Annotated in this window: 12 protein-coding genes and 4 pseudogenes; 7 read left to right on the forward strand and 9 right to left on the reverse strand. The window is 66.4% G+C overall.

All coding sequences use genetic code 11. From position 1 onward, the window contains the following. Window positions 1-2: 2 nt before the first annotated feature. Genes G6N24_RS08125 through G6N24_RS08135 form a run of 3 tightly spaced genes read right to left on the reverse strand, consistent with a single transcriptional unit; the run spans window position 3 to window position 3,744 of the window. Window positions 3-2,168: a xanthine dehydrogenase family protein molybdopterin-binding subunit gene (locus tag G6N24_RS08125; protein WP_085158428.1), complete on the reverse strand. Its 2,166-nt coding sequence runs from the start codon at window positions 2,166-2,168 to the stop codon at window positions 3-5. 7 nt (window positions 2,169-2,175) lie between these two features. Continuing rightward, window positions 2,176-3,153 carry an FAD binding domain-containing protein gene (locus G6N24_RS08130; RefSeq protein WP_085158430.1) on the reverse strand — a complete coding sequence of 326 codons (978 nt, stop codon included), beginning with the start codon at window positions 3,151-3,153 and terminating at the stop codon, window positions 2,176-2,178. Window positions 3,154-3,156: 3 nt separating this feature from the next. Next, complete coding sequence (locus tag G6N24_RS08135) at window positions 3,157-3,744, reverse strand: (2Fe-2S)-binding protein (protein WP_085158448.1); 588 nt, start codon at window positions 3,742-3,744, stop codon at window positions 3,157-3,159. Window positions 3,745-4,223: 479 nt separating this feature from the next. On the opposite strand from G6N24_RS08135, the gene G6N24_RS08140 reads away from it, so the two are divergent. Next, window positions 4,224-5,663, forward strand: a complete 1,440-nt coding sequence (locus G6N24_RS08140; RefSeq protein WP_085158432.1) for a protein kinase domain-containing protein — start codon at window positions 4,224-4,226, stop codon at window positions 5,661-5,663. 442 nt (window positions 5,664-6,105) lie between these two features. Here the strand turns inward: G6N24_RS08140 and G6N24_RS23695 are convergent, their stop codons facing one another. Next, window positions 6,106-6,279 (reverse strand): hypothetical protein, encoded by a 174-nt coding sequence (locus G6N24_RS23695; protein ID WP_169716063.1) that lies wholly within the window; start codon window positions 6,277-6,279, stop codon window positions 6,106-6,108. Window positions 6,280-6,437: 158 nt separating this feature from the next. Next, on the reverse strand, window positions 6,438-7,313 hold the full coding sequence (locus tag G6N24_RS08145) for an NYN domain-containing protein (protein ID WP_085158450.1): 876 nt from the start codon (window positions 7,311-7,313) through the stop codon (window positions 6,438-6,440). Window positions 7,314-7,420: 107 nt separating this feature from the next. On the opposite strand from G6N24_RS08145, the gene G6N24_RS08150 reads away from it, so the two are divergent. Together G6N24_RS08150 and G6N24_RS08155 are read left to right on the forward strand one after the other, a co-directional pair. Continuing rightward, window positions 7,421-10,045 carry an FHA domain-containing protein gene (locus tag G6N24_RS08150; RefSeq protein ID WP_139822265.1) on the forward strand — a complete coding sequence of 875 codons (2,625 nt, stop codon included), beginning with the start codon at window positions 7,421-7,423 and terminating at the stop codon, window positions 10,043-10,045. Window positions 10,046-10,118: 73 nt separating this feature from the next. Then, on the forward strand, window positions 10,119-11,015 hold the full coding sequence (locus G6N24_RS08155; protein ID WP_085158436.1) for a decaprenyl-phosphate phosphoribosyltransferase: 897 nt from the start codon (window positions 10,119-10,121) through the stop codon (window positions 11,013-11,015). Here G6N24_RS08155 and G6N24_RS08160 read toward each other — a convergent pair. Together G6N24_RS08160 and G6N24_RS08165 are read right to left on the reverse strand one after the other, a co-directional pair. Then, complete coding sequence (locus G6N24_RS08160; RefSeq protein WP_139822263.1) at window positions 10,962-11,300, reverse strand: hypothetical protein; 339 nt, start codon at window positions 11,298-11,300, stop codon at window positions 10,962-10,964. The two genes, G6N24_RS08155 and G6N24_RS08160, sit on opposite strands and share 54 nt — an antisense overlap. A 338-nt stretch (window positions 11,301-11,638) precedes the next feature. Beyond that, the gene (locus tag G6N24_RS08165; protein ID WP_085158438.1) at window positions 11,639-12,565 is read right to left on the reverse strand and encodes a M48 family metallopeptidase; all 927 of its coding nucleotides are present in this window, start codon (window positions 12,563-12,565) and stop codon (window positions 11,639-11,641) included. A gap of 153 nt (window positions 12,566-12,718) precedes the next feature. Between G6N24_RS08165 and G6N24_RS24330 the strand changes: the two are divergent. Further along, window positions 12,719-13,011, forward strand: a pseudogene (locus G6N24_RS24330) (cyclohexanecarboxylate-CoA ligase); the annotation flags it as partial. 219 nt (window positions 13,012-13,230) lie between these two features. Here G6N24_RS24330 and G6N24_RS08170 read toward each other — a convergent pair. Beyond that, a pseudogene (locus G6N24_RS08170) lies at window positions 13,231-13,716 on the reverse strand (integrase catalytic domain-containing protein); the annotation flags it as partial. A 199-nt stretch (window positions 13,717-13,915) separates the two neighbouring features. Here G6N24_RS08170 and G6N24_RS25740 point away from each other — a divergent pair. The 3 genes and pseudogenes from G6N24_RS25740 (at window position 13,916) to G6N24_RS08185 (ending at window position 16,820) form a co-directional block, all read left to right on the forward strand. After that, on the forward strand, window positions 13,916-14,527 hold the full coding sequence (locus tag G6N24_RS25740; protein ID WP_085158058.1) for a hypothetical protein: 612 nt from the start codon (window positions 13,916-13,918) through the stop codon (window positions 14,525-14,527). A 69-nt stretch (window positions 14,528-14,596) separates the two neighbouring features. After that, window positions 14,597-16,011: pseudogene (locus G6N24_RS08180) on the forward strand (DDE-type integrase/transposase/recombinase). Then, entirely contained in the window at window positions 16,008-16,820 is an 813-nt protein-coding gene (locus tag G6N24_RS08185) for an ExeA family protein (RefSeq protein ID WP_085158057.1), read from the forward strand. The pseudogene G6N24_RS08180 and the gene G6N24_RS08185 overlap by 4 nt, the downstream one beginning before the upstream one ends. A gap of 124 nt (window positions 16,821-16,944) precedes the next feature. On the opposite strand, the pseudogene G6N24_RS08190 reads toward G6N24_RS08185, so the two are convergent. Then, a pseudogene (locus tag G6N24_RS08190) lies at window positions 16,945-17,690 on the reverse strand (integrase catalytic domain-containing protein); the annotation flags it as partial. Window positions 17,691-17,727 lie beyond the last annotated feature (37 nt).

Here is a 17,727-nt window from a genome sequence, read left to right on the forward strand (position 1 = left end):
GGTTACAGCAGCTTCTCAACGGTTATGGGCAACTCGGTGACTCGCTTGCCGGTGGCGTTGAACACCGCGTTGGCGATCGCTGCAGGCACCCCGACGATCACCACCTGGCCGAGTCCCTTGACGCCGATCGGGTCGACGAGCATGTCTTCGCCGGGCAAGAAGGTCGCGTCCAGCGCCGGGATGTCGGCGTTGACCGGAACCAGGTAGTCGGAGATGTTCGCGTTGACAACCCGGCCGTCCCGGTGATCCAGTTGGGTCGCCTCCAGGAGCGCCATCCCGATCCCGCCGACCATGCCGCCGATCGCCTGACTGTGTGCGAGTTTGGGATTGATCACCCGGCCGGCGTCGTAGCACGCATAGATGCGGCGGATCCGCACCGTCGGAAGTAGTGGGTCGACGGCGACTTCAGCGAATACGGCTCCGTAGGAGTACATCGAGTAGCGGTTTTCCGAATCGTCCGGCGTCCAGGTCTGCTCGGCATCCAGCGCGTACCAGCCGCGTCGACGCAACAGGTCCTGATACGACTCACTGCGCTCGGGTGGGGCGATCGCGAACATGCGGCCATCGGTAATGGCAACATCCTCTGGGCGCAAACCACTGAGCGGCGACCCCGGGTCAGTTACCGCCATGCGAATCAGCTTGTCGCGCAGCAGATTAGCGGCAGCGAACACTGCAGAACCCACGCATACCGTGGTCCGAGAAGCCGTGTGCGGCGGCGCCGGCGGGAACCTGCTGTCGCCCAGGGTGAATCGCACCCGGCTCAGCGGCATCCCGAGGGCATCCGCGGCAACCTGCGTCATCGACGTATGCGTTCCGGGTCCCATGTCGCTGGTTCCGCTTCGCACCTCGGCTGTGCCGTCGGCGAAAACCCGTGCGATGGCGGCGCATTGACTACGATACGTGTGATAGGCGGCTGCGGCCATCCCGATCCCGACGAGGAGATCGCCGTCGCGGGTGGTCCCCGGTTTCGGATTTCGCCGGTGCCACCCGAAGGTTGCCGCGCCCTGGCGGAGGCAGTCGGTGAGTCGTCTCGTGGAAAAGGGCATGCCGTTGGTCTGGTCGACGTCGGGTTCGTTGCGCAACCGCAACTCGATGGGGTCAATGCCCAGCCGGTGGGCGAGATCGTCCATGCCGCACTCGAGCGCAAACGTCCCGGTGACCGCCCCGGGTCCCCTCATGAAGGTCGGCAGGTTGATATCCAGTGGCACAACGCGATACGTCGATCGCATGTTGGGGACGCGGTAGAGGAACTGCGGATTGCGCAGGAGTGAGTCCTCATAGGCCCCGTATCTGGCTGTCTCCGTGCGGCCCTCGTGGATGATGGCGTCGAGATGCCCGGATCGGTCCGCCCCAATCACGATGCGCTGCCGGCTGGTAGGTCGGTAGCCGATTGCGGTGTACATCTGCTTACGAGTCAGCACCAGTTTGACGGGTCGCCGCATCAGGCGAGCGGCGAATGCGGTCAGCAGCTGATGCGGCCAGATCAGGCTGGCACTGCCGAATGCGCCGCCGACGAACGGCGAGATCAGCCGTACGTGTTCGTCCGGTACACCCAGGGCAGCGGCGTAGGAGTGCCGCGCCGCGCTGATGCTCTGGACCTTGTCCCATACCGTGAGCTGGTCGCCGTCCCACTGAGCAACGGTTGCAGGCAATTCCATGGGGTTGTGATCGTTGCGCGCGATGGCGAACTGGAGGTCTGTGACCACGGCGGCACGGCGCATCGCATGGTCGGGGTCGCCGCGGGCGTAGTCGTGAACGAAGCGGCCCGGCTGCGGAATAGCTTGCGGTGCATCGATATCCGTCAGCGGCGGCCGGCTGGAGTAGCGGACGTCGACCACCGCTGCTCCATGGGCTGCCGCCTCGAGCGTAGCGGCGACTACGATGGCGACCGGCTGTCCGAAGTAGGAAACCCGGCGTGTGTCGAACGGCAGTTTCACCCCGGCGAAGTCGGTCAGCACTCGAAGGACGTCACGCTGCCGCAGTGCGGTACCGGTGTCGATACGGTCGATGGCGCCGGATGCCACCGTGCTGCAGACCAGCGTGGCGTACAGCAATCCGGGAACCTGGTTGTCGGCCGCGTAGCGGGCCGCACCGGTCACCTTCAGTGGGCCGTCGACCCGGCTGATCGGCTGACCGGAGAAGACCTGCGTGGTGACCGCGTGCGTCATGGCTGCATCATGGCAGGGCCGCCACGGTGGCTAATTGTCTCTCGACAGTGCGCTTGAGGAGTTCGAGCTTGAAACCGTTGTCGCGCAGAGGCTTTGCCCCGTCAACGGCAAGTGCGGCGGCGCGGCGGAACACCTCGGCATCGATTGGCTGGCCGCGAAGCGCTGCTTCGACGGCCGGCAAGCGCCACGGCACCGTGGCGACCCCGCCAACCGCGACCCTCGCGCTGCGTATCGCGCCCGCGGCGGTGTCGAGTCCCACGGCCGCCGACGCCAGTGCGAACCCGTAAGATTCGCGGTCGCGCACCTTGAGATAGCCGGAGCGACGCGCCTCGGGCCCGACCGGCACCTCAATTGCGACGATCAGTTCGCCCGGGCGAAGGTTGTGCTCCTGCTGCGGTGAGTCGCCCGGCTGCCGGAACAGATCCGCAAGCCGAATTTGCCGTTCCCCGGCCGTGTGTCGAGCCACCACGACGGCGTCCAGCGCCAACAATGCAACCGCGAGGTCGGACGGGTGGGTCGCGACGCAGCGGTGGCTCGTGCCAAGTATTGCGTTCGCGCGGTTGCGTCCCTCGATTGCCGAGCAGCCGGCGCCAGGGGTGCGCCGGTTGCATGCGGCTGACGCGTCGCGGAAATACAGGCATCGCGTGCGTTGCAAGAGATTGCCCCCGATCGATGCCATGTTGCGCAGCTGAGCGGAGGCACTGAGATCGAGGGCTTGACTAATCATGGGAACTTGTTGCAGGACGACCGGATGAGCGGCGAGATCGGACATCCGCACGAGGGCTCCGACGCGAATTTTCCCCGGCTGTACGTCGATCGAGGTATAGGGGAGGGCGTTGATATCGACCAGCCAATTTGGGCGTTCGACGGTTTCGCGCATCAGGTCGACCAGTGTGGTGCCGCCGGCGAGGTAGCGGGCGCCGGCCGCCCCGGCCCGCAACGCCGACCGCTCGTCGGCGGCCTTGGTGTAGCGAAACGGAAACACGTGCTAATGGTTTCGAGCCGCGGTGACGACCGCGTTGACGATGTTGGTATAGGCCCCGCAGCGGCAGATGTTGCCACTCATCCACTCCCGTATTTCCGCCGGAGAGCTCGCGTGCCCTTCCGCGATGCACCCGATGCCGGACAGGATCTGGCCGGGCGTGCAGTAGCCGCACTGGAACGCGTCCTCATCGATGAACGCCTGTTGGAGCGGATGGAGTCTGCCGTTTTCGGCCAGGCCTTCGATGGTGGTGATCCGCGCACCGTCGTGCATGACCGCGAGCGTCAGGCAGGAGTTGATCCGGCGACCGTCAACCAGCACCGTGCACGCACCGCACGCGCCGTGGTCGCAGCCCTTCTTTGTCCCGGGCAGTCCCGCCCGCTCGCGCAGCATGTCCAGCAGCGACGTGCGGTTGTCGACGGGGATTTCTCGGTGCTGGCCGTTGATCTCGGCACGCACGACGGCGGTGTGGCTTTGGTGTCGCGTGGTGCGGTCAGATCCGGCAACAGTGCTGATGGCGGCCGCACCGCCCAAGGCGGCGGAGGCGCCCACGAACGTCCTACGGTTGAGCTGTAACCCGAGCCGGCCATCCACGGATTCACTGTAGGACCGGCGACTCGGAACCTTCCCGAAAAACCGGAAACTAGCCCACGTTTGTCTCACCGGACGGCCGGCGGCGCTACTGCGGCGCGCGGCGAGGCCGCGTCCGATATCTTCGCGGTGCTGTGTGACCCACAGGGCCACATCGATCGACTCGTCGGGGATGCTTCAGGGCGCCGAAGGCGATCCGGAAAGCGGCGTAGGTGGCATCGTAACTCCTTCGCGTTGGGGTTGAAATGATGACTCCACGGTGAATCGGAGGTCAGTTCGCAAGAAGAGACGTACTGCGTGCTGCTGTGATTGCTCGCCTCGTACGGTCTCGGCTCGGCGGCAGCGCGTCGTCCGCTCGGAGCATAGCCAACCGCGACGAACCTCGGTGGCCAGCGCGGCGAGCGGTCCGTTCCCCCACCTGTCCACCTGCCGTTGGCCGGACAAGCGCACCACCACGGGAGCCAGCGGGCTACGATGCGGCCATGCCGCTCGCCGATGGTTCGACGTTCGCCGGCTACACGATCGTCCGACGGTTGGGATCCGGCGGAATGGGCGAGGTGTACCTGGCACAGCACCCCCGGCTGCCCCGGCAGGACGCGCTCAAGGTCTTGCGGCCCGAGGTCTCGGCGGACGGCGAGTACCGAGAGCGGTTCAATCGCGAAGCCGATGTCGCGGCCTCCCTGTGGCACCCGCACATCGTCGCCGTGCATGATCGCGGCGAGTCCGGTGGCCAGCTGTGGATCGACATGGACTTCGTCGACGGCACCGACTCCGGACAGTTGCTCAAGGATCGTTACCCGAACGGGATGCCCGGCCCCGAGGTCACAGAGATCATCACCGCGGTGGCCGAGGCGCTCGACTACGCCCACCAGCACAAGCTGCTGCATCGCGACGTCAAGCCCGCGAACATCCTGCTCGCCCAGCCCGACTCCGAGAACCGCCGAATTCTGTTGGCCGATTTCGGGATCGCCGGTCTGGTCGATGACCCGAGCGGATTGACCGCCACCAACATGACGGTGGGCACCGTGTCCTATGCGGCACCCGAACAGCTGATGGGCAGCGAACTCGATGGACGTGCCGATCAGTACGCGCTGGCCGCGACGGCGTTCCACCTGCTGACCGGCGCCCCACCGTTCCAGCACGCCAACCCGGCCGTGGTGATCAGCCAGCACCTCAGCGCGTCACCCCCGGCGATCGGCGAGCGCAATCCCGAACTGGCGGGCCTGAACCCGGTGTTCGCCAAGGCGCTGGCCAAGGAGCCCAAGGAACGCTTCGAGCGGTGTGTCGACTTCGCCCGCGCCCTCGGCCATCAGTTGGGCGGTGGTGATCCCGACGAAACGAGTCTCGCCCTACCTGTCGCGGGGTCCGCGCCCGCCCGACGTTCGCCGCTGCGAGCGGGCGTCCTTGTGCCCGCGGTGCTGGCGGTATTGCTGATCGCCGCGATCGCCGTGGCGTTGCTGGAGACCAGGCGCGCTGACGACGAGCGCGCCGCGTCGCCAGCCACCAGCACCAGCTCGGCGGCCCCGACGACGCCTCAGACCACGCCGGCGCTCACGCCTTCGGGCCCCGTGACGCCGCAGACCACCCCGTCCACTTCCGCGGCCGCCGACACGTCGACTTTCACCTCCGTGGCACCGGCTCCCGTCGTCGTCATCGGGGCCAACTGCTCCCCGGTCGGCAGCACCGGTGTCACAAAGACCGGGGCGACCGCCTACTGCTCGACGCTGCAGGGCACCAACACCGCTATCTGGTCGCTGACCCAAGGCACCGTGTCCAATCCGACGGTCACGGTCACAGCCGAGCCGAGCGAGACGCCGCTACCCACCGAGCAGGAGTCGCCGATTCGCATTTGCATGCAACAGACCGGCCAGACCCGCCGTGAGTGCCGCGAAGAGATCCGCAGAAGCAACGGGTGGCCGTGACGGCGTGAGGTTTGCGTCCGAGCGACGGCCACTGGCAGGAGGTCAGCTGGGACGCGGCCTTTCGTTGCTGCACCGAGTCGCTGGCGCCGGGGATTTGCAAGTACCGGATCGGCGAGGCTGGCGATCAGCCACTGCGATGAACGCCAAACTGGTAGGGGTATTGAGAATTTCGACCGACCCGCCCGCCGCTATCGCATCGTTCAAGATCGAGCCCGGAAACCCAGATGCTCGCATGTCCGCATCCCTGAGGCCCGCTGCAAGCATGGAGTGCGTGTATGGCCGCGATGAAGTCGTATTCGGCGCTGCGAGGTGGGGCGTCTGGGGTGGCACGGGCCATTAAAGCCGCGTCGGTCGCTTGCGGATAGCGCGCGTCTATGACCACCTGCGCGGCTAACCGCGAGACGTGGCGGTGCTGCTGTCGGTTGAGTGGCGCTCGCTGGGTTTAGGCCCCTTTGCGGACAGTGTTGTCCGCGGCGGCGCGCATCCGGTCCGACAATCCGAGCAGATTGTGTTCGCCTATCCCGCCAGGCAGCGTGTAGGCCAGCTGGCGTAATTCAACGGCGTAGTTGCGCAACTCCTCGCGGAGGCGCGTTTCGGAAGTGGGCAGGGTGGGCATGACATCTTCCAATCGGCAGGGGCTGACTTAAAAATCTATGCGGTCCAGTCGCTCCAGCGCGATACGCGGGGGAGTTTTTAACACAACATTGACCGACCAGACACACCCGCTGACCGGGGATGCGCCGGCCGTGGGGGAGGCGGATAGCGGTTTGGTGTCTACGAGGCGGCGTCGCTGTGCAGGCGCACCATACGCGTCGTGCTGCTCTCGTCCAGGTCGACGAGGTCGCCGCGGGAGCGCAGGAAGTCGCTGAACGTCTTAAATCCCAACGACTTCTCGTTGAACGATGGGTCCATCCGCTTCATCTGGGCCTTGACCACGGAGTTGTGCTGCCAGTCGGTGTCGTCCTTTTCCTGGCCGATCCGAAGTGCACGCTCGAGCAGGCCGGTGGCGGCCTCCTGCGGGTCGGGCGGGGTCGGCTCGTCGTCGCGTTCAGCGGTGCTCGCGCGGCGGCCGCGTTTCTTGGGCTGGGCCGCCCGTGTGCCGGCGGTGGGTATCCCGGGCAGCGCGTCGTAGGTGACGAACTCGTCGCAGGCCGCGGCCAGCGACTGGCTGCTCGAACCGGCCACCCCGATGCCGACGACATAGCGGCCGAGGCGCTTGCAGCGTTGGGCGAGGGCGATGTAGTCGGAGTCGCCCCCGACGATCACCACATGCGTCAGGTCGGGCAGCCGGAACATGTCCTCGACCGCGTCGACGGCCAGACGGATGTCGGCCCCGTTCTTGCCGTACGCGGCGGCCCGAAACAGTTGCACGAGATCGACGGCGCGGGCGACGAGCTGGCCGTGGTAAGCGGCATTCACATCGGCGGACCAATCGGCGTAGGCCCGGGTGAGCACCAGGGTGCCGAACGACGACGCGAAGTCCATGATGGCGCCCAGGTCGACGGTCGCCAACTGAAGCCGTTCCGTATCCAAACCCTTTGCCTTGTCCCGCTGGAACGAGTTGCGGCCGTGCACTTGGTCGTAGCGCGAGATCACAATGTTGTCGAAGTCGAAGTAGACCGCCACGCGGGTGGCGCCGGATTCGGTCATGACGCTGCGCTCGCTCCCTCCCACGGCCGCGGAAGATTCCACCGAACCCTACCCGGCCGGCGGCGCCGATTTGAGTGCGCTAGGCACCGATGCCGTTACAGTTGGCGATGATGAGCCAAGCAGCCCCACCCGTGCTGACGGTGCGATACAACGGAGCTGAGCGTACCTTCGCAGCAGGACACGATGTCGTCGTCGGGCGTGACCTGCGGGCAGACGTCCGCGTCGGGCACCCCCTGATTTCCCGGGCACACCTGGTGCTGCGGTTCGACCAGGGCCGATGGGTCGCCATTGACAACGGCAGCCTCAACGGGCTGTACGTCAACAACCGTCGCGTGCCGGGCGTCGACATTCACGACGGTCAGCAGGTCAATATCGGCAATCCGGATGGTCCGGCGCTGACGTTCGAGGTCGGTCGACACCAGGGTTCGGTGGGGCGCCCTCCGCAGACGACATCGCTGCGGATCGTCAACCCGCCCAGCGGATCGGTGCCGTCCCAGGCGCCGCCGCAGGCGGGCGCGCACTGGCCCGGCCAGCCTCCCCAGCCGCCGCCGACATCGCGGCTGCAGCCCGCGCAGCCGCCCAGCGGACCGCAGCCGGCCCACCCGTCGGCGCCGCAGCCCCGGTACCCAACCGGCGGGCACCCGCTACGACCGCCCAGTGGGCCGCAGCCGGCGCCGCAGATCTACCGGCCACCCACGCAATCCCAAGTGCCGCTGGCCCCGCCTGGCGGCCGCGGCGGCGAGACGGGAAACATCGCGACCTCGATGATGAAGATCCTGCGGCCGGGCAGGCCGTCGGGGGAGTTGCCGCCGGGCTCAGTCAGGATCGGTCGGGCCGACGACAACGACATCGTCATCCCCGAAGTGTTGGCGTCGCGCCACCACGCCACCCTGGTCCCAACGCCCGGTGGCATCGAGATCCGCGACAACCGCAGCATCAACGGCACCTTCGTGAACGGTGCCCGGGTCGAGGCCGCGCTGCTGCACGACGGCGACGTCGTCACCATCGGCAACATCGACCTCGTCTTCGCCGACGGCACGCTGGCACGTCGGGAGGAGACGGCGGCGGCGACGGCCGCCGGGGGCCTCGACGTGCGCGGGGTGACGTGGACGATCGAGGGCAACAAGCAGCTGCTGGACGACATCTCGCTGATCGCGCGCCCGGGAATGCTGACGGCCGTCATCGGTCCGTCGGGTGCCGGCAAGTCGACATTCGCCAGGTTGGTGGCCGGGTACACACACCCGACCGCCGGCACGGTGGTGTTCGAGGGCCACAACGTGCACGCCGAATATGCCTCGCTGCGCAGCAGGATCGGCATGGTGCCGCAGGATGACGTGGTGCATGGTCAGCTGACCGTGAAGCAGGCGCTGATGTATGCCGCCGAACTGCGGCTGCCGCCGGACACCACCAAGGCCGACCGCGAGCAGGTGGTTGCCCGAGTGCTCGAGGAACTCGAGATGTCCAAGCACCTCGAGACCCGGGTCGACAAGTTGTCCGGCGGCCAGCGCAAGCGCGCGTCGGTGGCGCTGGAGCTGCTGACCGGGCCGTCGCTGCTGATCCTGGACGAACCGACATCCGGCCTGGACCCCGCGCTGGACCGGCAGGTCATGACCATGCTGCGGCAGTTGGCCGACGCCGGTCGGGTGGTGCTCGTGGTCACTCACTCGCTGACCTATCTGGACGTCTGTGATCAGGTTCTGCTGCTGGGCCCCGGCGGTAAGACCGCGTTCTGCGGGCCGCCCAGCCAGATCGGCGCGGCGATGGGGACGACCAACTGGGCCGACATATTCAGCACGGTCGCCGACGACCCGGACGCGGCCAAGGCCCGGTACCTGGCGCGCACGGGTCCGCCCCCGCCACCGCCACCCGCGGAAGAACCCGCCGAGCTGGGCGAGCCGACGCATACCAGCCTGTTCCGGCAGTTCTCCACGATCGCCAGGCGACAGGTTCGGCTGATCGTCTCAGACCGGGGCTACTTCATCTTCCTCGCGCTGTTGCCGTTCATCATGGGTTCGCTGTCCATGTCGGTGCCCGGAGATGTCGGCTTTGGCAGGCCAAACCCGATGGGCAGCGCACCCACCGAGCCGGGGCAGATCCTGGTGCTGCTCAACGTTGGTGCGGTCTTCATGGGGACCGCGCTCACCATCCGCGACCTCATCGGTGAGCGCGCTATCTTCCTGCGCGAACAGGCGGTTGGTCTGTCCACCTCCGCGTACCTGTTGGCAAAGGTCTGCGTCTACACCGTGTTCGCGATCATCCAGTCGGCGATCGTTACCGCGATCGCGGTGGGCGGCAAGGGCGGCCCCACTCAGGGTGCGGTGGCATTGGGTATTCCGGCCCTGGAGCTGTTCGCTGACGTCGCTATGACCTGTGTCGCCTCGGCGATGCTCGGGTTGGCGTTGTCGTCGGTGGCCAAGTCCAACGAACAGATCATGCCCCTGCTCGTCGTGGCGGTCATGTCGCAGCTGGTGTTCTCCGGCGGCATGATTCCCGTCACCGCGCGTATCGGGCTTGACCAGATGTCCTGGGCCACGCCGGCCAGATGGGGTTTCGCGGCGTCAGCCTCCACCATCGACCTGCTCAGCTTGGAGGATAAGGTCCCGTCGGTCCCGATGGACTCGCACTGGCGTCACACGCCCGGCGCGTGGTGGTTCGACATGGGCATGCTGGCGGCACTGAGCATCGTTTACCTCGGCTTTGTGCGCTGGAAGATTCGTCTCAAGGGCGGCTGATCACTCGCCGATTCCGCCGAGTCGCTGAGATCACGGGTGACCGCGGTCATAATCAACCCTCGTGAGCAGCCCAGTGTCCCCCGAGGTGGGGCCGCCCGCCCATCTAGCGACTGGCATCATCAAGGCGCTGCGACCTCGGCAATGGATCAAGAACGTTCTGGTGGTTGGCGCGCCCGTGGCCACCGTCGGCGGTAATCACGACTACCGGGATGTTCTCTGCAAGGTGGTCGTCGCGATCGTCGTGTTCTGCCTGGCCGCCTCGTCGATTTATCTGATCAACGACGTCCGCGATGTGGAGGCCGACCGGCAGCATCCCGTCAAACGGTTTCGTCCCATCGCGGCCGGGGTGGTCTCACCGGCACTGGCCTGCACCTTGGCGATCGTGCTCGCCGGTGCCTCGTTCGCCATCTCAGCGATGACTGCCCAGGCGCTCGGGCTGGTCATCACGATCTACCTCGCGATGCAGCTCGGCTACTGCTTCGGTCTCAAACACCAAGCGGTGCTCGACATATGCATTGTCGCGTCGGCGTACCTGATCCGCGCGATCGCGTGCGGCGCGGCGACCGGCATTTCGGTGTCGCCGTGGTTCCTGGTGGTGATGGCGTTCATGGCGTTGTTCATGGTGGCGGGCAAGCGTTACGCAGAGCTGCAGCTCGCCGAGCGTACCGGCGCCAAGATTCGCAAGTCGCTCGACAGCTACAGCGGTGCCTACCTTCGATTCGTTTGGACCATGTCGGGCACCGCCGTCGCACTGTTCTACGGGCTATGGGCATTCGAGCAGGACGGGCACGCCGTGTCGTGGTTTGCGGTCTCGGCGATCCCGATCACGATCGCAATCCTGCGCTACGCCGTGGACATCGACGGCGGCCTGGCCGGTGAACCCGAAGGCATCTTCCTGGGCGACCACGTCATACAGCTAATGATCGTCGCTTGGATCGCGACGGTCTGCGCCGCAATCGCTTTCGGTTGAGACGTGCGGGTCCTCGAGCTCCCGCAGCCGTTCGGAGACGCGCGACATGGGCAACGGAAGCGCCCGCGGACGCGGCCCCGCGCGGCTGCTGTGCTCCTGGACGCCCCAACCCGCGCCGAGGTCGACGAGTAGCAGCGCAAACAGCACGCCCGCCGCCGTGACGGGCAATCCCAGGTAGAGCATCCACCCCACCGGCATTCCGGCTCGGCTGAGCGTGAAGTAGCGCAGTAGGAGCGTGAGAGCGACAATCCCCCCAATCACCACCACCACGACCTTGGTTTTCATTCGGATGTTCCTCCTCGGAGGCTGCTGCCGGTCACAGCGCTCATGCGGCAAGCCGACACCGAGGGCGTCGCCACCGATCCCGACATCAGCAAAACGCCTTGTGGCACAACGCTGTTGATTTCGGCGCGTTGGCCGTCCCGAGCAGGGCCAGTGGTCTGTCTGCGGCGCCGCTCAGCAGGTCCGGTCGGACCCGGGCCATCTATGGTGGTCATTTGCGCGTTCCTCTGTGCTGCCGTCGATCAACGTGAGGCGTACCGATGGGTATTGCCCAAAATGGTGCGAAACACACCACGTTTAGGCACTCCGCAATCTGGATGTTTCGTTGTCGTCGCTGGGAACTAGCGCATCCAAGCGATGTTTGCGGGTGCAGGCACCACCGGCGCCGGTCGCTTCGGCCGGAAGAACAGGGAACCCGCGACGGCACGGTCGCGCAGCGCGGCCGCGCGCCACGTGTTTACCGGGTGCGAGGACAACATGTTGGCCAGCCAGACGAAGAATCCGGCCTCGGAGCCGGCCCGGTCGGCCATGCCGTCGAAATCAACCGACCTGAGCAGATACTTCCCGGCGCTGAGCACACCGATGGTTCGCTGGGCTCCGGTGGGACGAAGCGCGTATCCGTAATTGTCGGCTGTGTATTCCATTGACCGCGAGAGCGTCTGGCCGAGGAACGGGATCTTCATTGCCAGCTGACCGAGCTGGCGCCAATAGGAGGCGTGCCCCGCGGCAATGTGGCCGACCTCGTGGCCGATGACGAAAGCCAGCGCTTCGGGATCGCGGGCCTGGCCGCCGATCTCGAACAGGTCGCTGTAGACCACCACATAGCGACGGAAGCCGTGCCCGCTGGAAAAGGCGTTGATGAGGCCGTTGCCCAGCACGACATAGGCGTCCGGTACTTCACTGAGACCGAACCGCTGGGCCGCCTCAACGACGAGCCAGTAGCCCTCGGGAAACTGGGTGGGTGACATCTTGACGCCGTTAGCTCGTTGCCGGCCGTAGGTCAACCCGCGGAGCAAGTACAGCACGACCGGCGTGGCCAGGACCGAAAGCCAGAGCAAGCTGACGCTACCGGACAGCACCATCACGCACGCGAGTAGATAGAGCAGGACGCTGGACGCGATGACCAGCACCAGAAGTCCGATCTCCCAGGGATGGCGATGGGGTCGTTCCGGGTAGCCTGCCGCGGGTTGTCCGGGTCGGGGCGGCGCGCCGTAGAAGGGGTGGGGAGCGGGTGGGTAAGCGTTCGCCGGCGATTCCACGATGGCCATGACGGTTTTCGGACTCCTCTGCGATGTCGTTTGTTGCCGTTTGTTGCGGACGGCTTAGAGTCCGAGGCCACCCTTGGAGGATTCTCAACGAATTCTTGGCATAGTCGAGGGTCTCAACCGGCCGCGGTGTTAGCCAGCCATCGCTGGGCGATAGCAATGCAGCGAACGCGGCTCACCGTGTTGTCGGGAGTCAGCGCGTAATTGACGATGCTGATGGCCGGCCGCGCTTCCGGGATTACCGCCTGAGGTTGTTGCGTGTCGGGTTCGCCCGAGTGAGGCGTTGCAGTATCCGCCGGCCACTGAGTTCGAAGACCTCATCGGGCACCACGGTGGACGATTCACCGCAACACCGACTCCGCACCGGCAGGCGGATCGTGCCGGAGATGGCGGTCGGGCTCTTCGCCCACGACCGAGACGTTACCGAGACAGGGCGAAGCAAGCCCGCACCAGGACAAGATGTTCACCTGCGACGCGTGGATCCGGTCGCGATGCCCGATTCACGCTTGCTCGAACGACTCGTCGTGGTCGACGAACTACCCGATCATCCAGAGGAAGATCCTCGCGTGTTGAAACGTTTGCGCGTGGTTTTGTCGGGCAGTTCGATGAAGCATCCTCGACGTTTGTGTGATTGAGCGCGGGGGCGGGGTGTCGCCTGTTGCCTCATGTCAAGATGCGCGCGTAGGTGGATTCGTTGCCTCACGTAAACGTGCGCGCTTGTTGACCTGGGGTTGGGCGGTGGGGCCGGTCTTGGTGGTGGTGAGGGTGAGTAGCTGGGCGGTCAGGGCTTGGAGCTGGCGCTGGGTGGCGGCGGGATTGATCAGGGAGTAGGTCCGGGTCAGCGCCACGATGCGCTCCACGGGCGTGGTTGGGTGCGCGATCGTGCGATGAAACGGGGTGGTCGCCTCGTCATGTTTCTTGGATACCTTGGCTCCTTTGCGGACCTTGGATATCAGTTTCTGCTGTGGGTAGAAGTAGTTGGTCAGTTTGGACTGAAGCTGCCAGATCTCGTTGAGTAACAACAGTTCTGCGGCGGTGTCGTAGCGGTGGTAGCCGACGGTGGCGCGCACTACCGTCCAGTTCTTCTGCTCGACGTGACAGCCGTCGTTCTTGTTGCCCGGCCGCGCCCGGGTGAAGGTGATTTGGCGGCCTTGTGTTCGGGGGCATCCAGGGTGACCACGTGGGGGTAGCGTTCCGGCGCTGGGGCTGAGCAGCTGGTCTTGGTCGGTCGGTGTCGGTTGCTGTTTGTGGTGTCGGGGCGGCACGGTGATCAGGTCATTGGAGGTGACGGCCCTCCCGTTGTCTCTTTGGCCGGAGCTGCGGGAGGGCCGTCTGTTCGCGCTTGGAGGCGCAGTGGTCACCGTAGAGGCCGATCTTGATGGAGTCGAGCGCAGGCTGGCGGCGGGTGAGTTGTGGTGCCCAACGTGTGGCAGCGCCGTGCTGGCGGGCTGGGGATGGGCGAGGTCGCGGCAGGTGCGTGGCCCGGACGGGCCGGCGCAGCTTTGTCCGCGCCGGTCGCGGTGCACCGGCTGCGGGGTGACGCATGTGTTGTTGCCGGTGAGCGCGCTACTGCGCCGTGCCGATGCGGCGGCGGTGATCGTGTCGGCGTTGGTTGCGAAAGCGCGGTGTGGCTTGGGGTTTCGGCGGATCGCAGCTGTTCTGGGTCGCCCGGGTGAGACGGTGCGGGGCTGGTTGCGGCGCTTCGCTGAGCGGGCCGAGTCGGTGCGGTCGGTGTTCACCGTCTGGCTGCGTGCGGTGGACCCGGATCCGGTGATGCCGGATGCGGCAGGCGGGGTGTTCGCCGATGCGGTGACGGTGATGGCTGCGGTCGGGGCAGTGATCGCGCGCCGGTTCGCGCTGCCCACGGTGTCGCTGGCCGAGGCCGCGGTGGCGATGTCGGGTGGGCGGTTGTTGGCGCCGGGCTGGCCCGACCGGCGGGTGCAACACGAGTCGACCCTGCCGTAGCCGTCGATGTGGCCGTAATTCTGTGCGCTGTCGTGTGTTTCAAGGACAGCAAACGGAAAGGAGCGGCCGGTGGCGGTCGGCGATGATGAGGCGAAGGTGCGCGCGGAGCGGGCCCGGGCGATCGGGTTGTTTCGGTATCAGTTGATTCGGGAGGCGGCGGATCCGGCGCATTCCACCAAGCAGCGGGGAAAGATGGTGCGCGAGTTGGCCTCGCGCGAGCACCTCGACCCGTTCGGGCGGCGGGTGCGTATCAGTCGGCAGACCATCGATCGGTGGATCCGGGACTGGCGGGCCGGCGGGTTCGACGCGCTGGTGCCCAGCCCGCGCCAATGCACGCCGCGCACCCCGGCCGAGGTGCTGGAGCTGGCGGTGGCGCTGCGGCGGGAGAACCCGGAGCGCACCGCCGCGGCGATCCGCCGGATCCTGCGCACCCAGCTGGGCTGGGCACCGGATGAACGCACCTTGCAGCGCAACTTTCACCGGCTCGGGCTCACCGGCGCCACCGCCGGCGGGTCTGCCCCGGCGGTGTTCGGCCGGTTCGAGGCCGAGCACCCGAACGACCTGTGGGTTGGAGATGCGTTACACGGCTTACGAATCCAGGCCCGCAAGACCTACTTGTTCGCTTTTCTAGACGATCATTCCCGGCTGCTGTCCGGCTACCGCTGGGGCTATGCCGAGGACACCGTGCGCCTAGCCGCCGCGCTGCGCCCGGCGCTGGCCTCCCGCGGCGTGCCGACTGCGGTGTATGTCGATAACGGCTCGGCCTATGTGGATACGTGGTTGTTGCGGGCGTGCGCGAAGCTCGGTGTGCGCCTGGTTCATTCGACGCCAGGTCGGCCAGAAGGCAGGGGGAAGATAGAGAGGTTTTTCAGGACCGTGCGCGAGCAGTTCCTGGTCGAGATCACCGGCGACCCCGACGTCGTCGGCCGTCACCACGTGACCGATCTGGCCGAATTGAATCGGCTCTTCGCAGCCTGGGTGGAAACCGTCTATCACCGCACGGTGCATTCCGAAACCGGACAAACCCCGCTGGCCCGCTGGTCAGTCACCGGCCCCATCGCGCTGCCCGCCCCGCAGACGCTCACCGAGGCATTCCTGTGGGAGGAATACCGCCGCGTGACCAAGACCGCCACCGTGGCGCTACACGGCAATAGCTACGAGGTCGACCCGGCATTGGTCGGCCGAAAAAGTCGAGCTGGTCTTCGACCCGTTCGATTTGACCCGCATCGAGGTCCGTCTGGCCGGCGTCCCGATGGGGCTGGCGATCCCCGCACCACATCGGGCGCCATTCGCACCCGAAAGCCAAACCCGAAACCCCCACCGCGCCACCGAAACCCAGTGGCATCGACTACGCCAAGTTGATCGAGACCGCGCACGCGGCCGAGCTCGCCCGCGGTGTCAACTACGCCGCCCTGTCCGGGGCTGCCGATCAGATCCCCGGCCAGCTCGACCTTCTCACCGGCCAGGAGGCCCGACCACAATGATGGACAAACTGATCTCCTACTACGGTTTCTCCCGGATGCCGTTCGGCCGCGATCTGGCCCCTTCCATGCTGCATCGCCACAGCGCCCACAACGAAGCGGTCGCCCGCATCGGCTGGTGCATCGCCGATCGCCGTATCGGCGTGATCACCGGCGAGGTCGGCGCCGGCAAGACCGTCGCCGTGCGCGCCGCGCTGGCCGCCCTGGACCGTAGCCGCCACACCGTCATCTACCTGCCCGATCCCACCGTCGGGGTGCGCGGCATCCACCACCGCATCGTCGCCTCACTGGGCGGCCAGCCGCTGACCCATCACGCCACCCTGGCCCCACAGGCCGCCGACGCGCTGGCCGCCGAACACGCCGAGCGCGGACGCACCCCCGTAGCGGTCGTCGAGGAGGCCCACCTGCTCGGCTATGACCAATTAGAAGCGTTGCGGCTCTTGACAAATCATGATCTCGACTCGTCGAGCCCGTTCGCCTGCCTGCTCGTCGGCCAACCCACCCTGCGGCGGCGGATGAAACTCGGCGTGCTCGCCGCGCTCGACCAGCGCATCGGGCTGCGCTACACGATGCAGCCGATGACCGACAAGGAGACCGGTAGCTACCTGCGTCACCACCTGGCGCTGGCCGGGCGTGACGACACGCTGTTCTCCGACGACGCGGTCACGCTCGTTCATCAAACCAGCCGCGGCTATCCGCGCGCCGTCAACAACCTCGCGCTGCAAGCCCTCGTCGCCGCCTTCGCCGCCGACAAGGCCATCGTGGATGAATCCTCCACCCGCACGGCCATCGCCGAAGTCACGGCGGACTGAACACCACCCCGACACCCCGAACACCACCGACCCCGCCGGACATCTCCCGGCGGGGTCATTTCATGACCGCACACCCTCACCGTCAATGCCGCCATCGTGCTCATCCTGAGCGCCGGTCAACACCTTGGCACCATCTGAGCAGGTCTTCGTTGATGAATTCTGATCCGTTGTCGGAGTCCACCCCCAGGATCGGGAACGGCATCCTGCGGGCGATGTCATTGAGGGCGGCCAACACGGTCTTGGCGGCCCTGTCAGGCAGTGAGCGATTCTCGGTCCAGCCGGTGGCGATGTCGGTGACCGTCAGCGTGAAGGCATGGCCCCCACCGCGATTGCCGCCGTCGTGAAAGACCGTGTCGATCTCGACGAACCCGGGTCGGGCGTCGTCCCATTCTGCCCAGGTGCGCACCGGGATCTGACTTTTGAGAGCGATCCCGGCTTGGTGCCCACACGCCCCTTACGGTGTTTGGCTCGCTCACCGGCCAGGCGGCGATCGATGGTGGCCGCCGACATCGACACCAGTAGTTCGGCGGTGTCCTCATCGATGACCAGCTCCCCGAAATGACGCAGCACGGCCACCAGTTCGCCGAGCATCGGCGCAAGCCGTTTGCCGGCGGGCATTCCGAGCACTGTCCAGCAGAGCGTCAGTGCCGCAATGACATCGGGCCCGTACTTCACGGGCCGGGGACTGCGCGGGGTGACGATCTTGGGTTGCAGCGCCGCTTTGAGCGCCTTGCGGGCATGGCTGCGGTGCCACCCGGTGTTCGCACACAACTCGTCGAGAATCCGGCTCTTAACGCCCTTACTCGCCAGCTGGTAGCGGGTCGCGGTCGTCTCGGTGATTGCTCTGCGCTCGGCCAACGTCAACCCCATCCACTGGGCGTACGCGCGCATTTTCAGTGAGGCAACG

The organism is Mycobacterium lacus, assembly GCF_010731535.1.
Lineage (GTDB): Bacteria > Actinomycetota > Actinomycetes > Mycobacteriales > Mycobacteriaceae > Mycobacterium > Mycobacterium lacus.